Annotated in this window: 4 protein-coding genes; all 4 read right to left on the bottom strand. The window is 69.0% G+C overall.

All coding sequences use genetic code 11. The features are described from left to right. Window positions 1-161 precede the first annotated feature (161 nt). Window positions 162-1,052, bottom strand: coding sequence for an alpha/beta hydrolase (locus WMI84_RS17685; protein WP_347355090.1), 891 nt, complete (start codon window positions 1,050-1,052; stop codon window positions 162-164). Window positions 1,053-1,061: 9 nt separating this feature from the next. Next, window positions 1,062-1,667 carry a flavodoxin domain-containing protein gene (locus tag WMI84_RS17690; protein WP_347355091.1) on the bottom strand — a complete coding sequence of 202 codons (606 nt, stop codon included), beginning with the start codon at window positions 1,665-1,667 and terminating at the stop codon, window positions 1,062-1,064. After that, a complete protein-coding gene (locus WMI84_RS17695; protein WP_347355092.1) occupies window positions 1,664-2,368 on the bottom strand; it encodes a hypothetical protein in 705 nt (234 codons plus the stop codon). The genes WMI84_RS17690 and WMI84_RS17695 overlap by 4 nt, the downstream gene beginning before the upstream one ends. Window positions 2,369-2,617: 249 nt before the next feature. Then, window positions 2,618-3,219, bottom strand: a 602-nt coding sequence (locus WMI84_RS17700; protein ID WP_347355093.1) for a DUF4386 family protein, incomplete at its 5' end; no start/stop codon positions are given.

Raw genomic sequence — 3,219 nt, forward strand, 5'->3', positions numbered from 1 at the left:
GATGCGGACTTCTCGGTGGCGATGATGCAGCTGATCGACGCCTCGTATGCCGCCGCCGGCCTGCCGCGGCGCGAGTCCGTCGTGGTGGGTGGCGGGCGTCCCTGAAAGGCGGGACCGTCCGGGGGTGCTCGTGGTGGTGCGCTCGGACGGTCTGCCACGTGTCAGGTCTCTTGGTGAGCCGCTGTTGCCCCCTCGACGAACATGGCAACCGATCTACGGACCGATACGTCCTGGTCGAGCAGCAGGTGCCCCCCGTGGTCGAAGGACTCGAGCCGCGAGCCGGGGATCCGGAGCGCGGCGCGCTCGGCGTTCCCGTATGCAGACATCGCGTCGTCGCGAGCGCTGATGATCAGCGTGGGAACCGTGATCGCTTCCAAGGGGTAGCCCTGTACGTCCGGATTCGACACATACAGGTCATGGAGCGCACCACGTCTGCGCGGTGCGATGGGGAACAGGGAGGTCCACGCGTCCTGAATCGAGTCGCACTGCGACCCGACGGGCCGGAAGTGCTTGTCCATGCCGAGGACTCGGGCTGTCAGGCTCGGCCCGGCCAGGCCGAGGAGCCAGAAGACCAGGTCCGAGCCGATGAGGAGGTTCGCAACGAGCTTCGGCGGCGGAGCACCGGCTGCCCCCGGCAATGCGGAGGCCACCAGTACCAGTGCCAGGACCCGATCCGGGTAACTCAGGGCCAGCTGAATCACTGGAGGCCCGCCGGCCGAGTACCCAAGGACGACGACCTGGTCGAGCCCGACCATATCGAGCAGGGCGATGAACGCATCCGCCTGGTCGGCGGGCGACGCAGCCCTCGGCAGTGTCGACCCCAGATAGCCGAAACGCGAAGGGCCGATGATGCGGAGGTCCGGCCCGAGCCACTTGCGTCCGATTGCGAGGCCCAAGTCGAACCCGCCGAACAGCGGATGGCTGACGAGTGCCGCCATGCCATGACCGTCGTCGGCATACTCCACGGTTCCGTACGGGGGGATCTCGATGGTGCGACGCGGGACGGCCGCGAGGCGTTCCCGTGCGGCTCTCAGGCACTGCTGGTACGACATCACGACCCCCTAGTAGCGATCCTTTGGCGATCCGTCGGAGCCCAGACTCTGGCTTCCATCCTGAGTTCGGGCCGGAGGATCGCTTCGAGAAGTGAGCTGCTGGGCGATCTGCTTGGCCCAGGCGTCGATGCGCTCCCAGTCTCGGAAGTCTCCGGCCGGCATGGCGTGCTTGGCTGCCGGCATCATTCGGGTGACCCGTTCCCCGAGACCGATGGGCTTCTGCGCGGGGTCGTAGGCGCCGAAGAAGACCTCCTCGCCGCGCGGCCTCAGCAGCCCTGCCAGCTCCGCGAACTCCTTCGGGCGTGCTGCATCCCGCATGTCGTGGCCCGCCTCGTCGACCAGATCACTCCCGAGTGGGCCGCTGCTGAACAACCAGACTGGTCGCTGCGCCAACTCGGCCCGGTGCCGCTTGGCGAAGCTCGTGGCGTCCTTGAGCCAGTGGAACATGTACGCTGCGCCGCCGAGCACCACGGCGTCGTACCTCTCCAGCCGCGTGACTTCCGCGACGGACACCACGTCTGCGTGGAGCCCTTCCCGGCGCAGGGTCTCGACGATCCGCTGGGCGATCCCTGCGGTGGCACCGTGCCGGGTGGCGTAGGCGACCAGGACATTCATCGACGGCTCCTTCTCAGTGTTGGGCAGTCCTGACGGTCGGGCAGCCCTGACGGGTGGGCAGTCCCGACGGAGGAAGGCAGGGAGACGACGGCGCGGTCCGTGGCGCGAGCGGACCAGACCGCCAGCGCGGTGGCGGCGAAGGCGGCGACGATGAGCACCATGACGAGCCCGCCGCTGTCGATCCCGACGACGTACAGCAGCATCGTTCCCGGAACCAGTCCCAGGAAGCAGAGCGCGGCAACGACGAGCGGCCAGGGACACAGTCGAGCGGCCAGTCGTGTCACCGGACCGACCGGGCGGGAGGTCATCGAGCCGATCCGCATGGCCAGCAGCCCGACGACGATCCCCAACAACGGTGGTCCGAAACCGCCGCCGACGAGGAGCAGCAGGAGCGAGAGCCCGACGATGACCAGTCCGCTGTGCCGACGCTCCGGGCAAACGGTCGCCCAGGCGCCGAGCGTGATGGCCGTCAGGACGGCGAGTAGACCGGAGACCAGAAGGTCCGGGATCAGGGTGAGCGCCGGTTCGCCGCCGAGCGGGTCGAAGGCATCGACGTTCGCCCAGGACTGGAAGAGACGGTTCGGGGGCGACCCGGGACCCTGGGTGATCGCACCGACCCCGTGGTCGAGGCCGTTGAGCGCCGCGAGCAGGCCGAGCACGCGCACCGTGAGGAGCGTCGCTGTGTCTGGCATCGAGACCATGTCTGTCACCTCACGTCCTGCCGACCGAGCAGGGTGAGACGCGCCACGCCCCTCGCTCGTCTTTCCAGCGTGACCCTGCCCGGCCATCCACCGGTAGGGCCGAAGGTCCGGTCCGGGCGGCGCAAGACCCTGACGGCTCGCGGGCTGGGTCGTCCGCAACGAGTCGTCGCGAGACATCGCCGCGCCGGCCGTAGTTGCGCCCGGGGGGCCTCCACCGCGGGTGGGAGCCAACGCAGTCGCCGACGATCCTCACGGAATACGGTGCATGGGACCAGATGCGGCGAGCCGCCACAGCGCGACGGCGACCCAGGCAAGCCAGACGAACAGCAACAGCCCGTATGCCGCATAGCCGGGGCCCAGGACGGGCTTGAGTATCTCCGAGACCAGTCCGACCCCGCCGGCCGCCACGCCCAGCCATGCGAGTCGCTTCGAGAGCGTGCCATACAACATCAACAGCGACATCAGCAACAGGCCCAGGGTCTGCAGCACCCCGATCACGGCGGGCGCGTCGTTGAGTGCGTCCAGGACCTCCGCCCCGGCCACGAAAGAGGCCCGTTCGCCGGCGGTGGCTGCGGCGGCGTACCGATCGCTCAGCAGCACCATCGTCAGCGAGCCCTCCCCGGTCGTCGGCCAGGCCAACGACACCGCCCAGCTCGACACCGCGATCAGGCCCGCCAGAGCCGCCAGGCTGGGGCTGTGACGGCGAAGGGCAACCGTCAGCGCCAGGAACACCACCATCAGGAACAGACTCGGCGCGAGCCACAGCAACTGGCGGAGGATGTAGCCGGTCCGGTGAGCGGCGATGTACTCAAGCATGGCCGCGCCGCCCGACGCCGACGGAGCCGTGGTGG

The sequence above is a fragment of the Intrasporangium sp. genome, assembly GCF_039812505.1.
Taxonomy (GTDB): domain Bacteria; phylum Actinomycetota; class Actinomycetes; order Actinomycetales; family Dermatophilaceae; genus Intrasporangium_A.

What these genes read in the sequence shown, in the direction of transcription:
- WMI84_RS17685 (WP_347355090.1), bottom strand. Translation starts at nt 1,052, where the DNA reads ATGTCGTACCAGCAGTGCCTGAGAGCCGCACGGGAACGCCTCGCGGCC.
- WMI84_RS17695 (WP_347355092.1), bottom strand. Translation starts at nt 2,368, where the DNA reads ATGGTCTCGATGCCAGACACAGCGACGCTCCTCACGGTGCGCGTGCTC.
- WMI84_RS17690 (WP_347355091.1), bottom strand. Translation starts at nt 1,667, where the DNA reads ATGAATGTCCTGGTCGCCTACGCCACCCGGCACGGTGCCACCGCAGGG.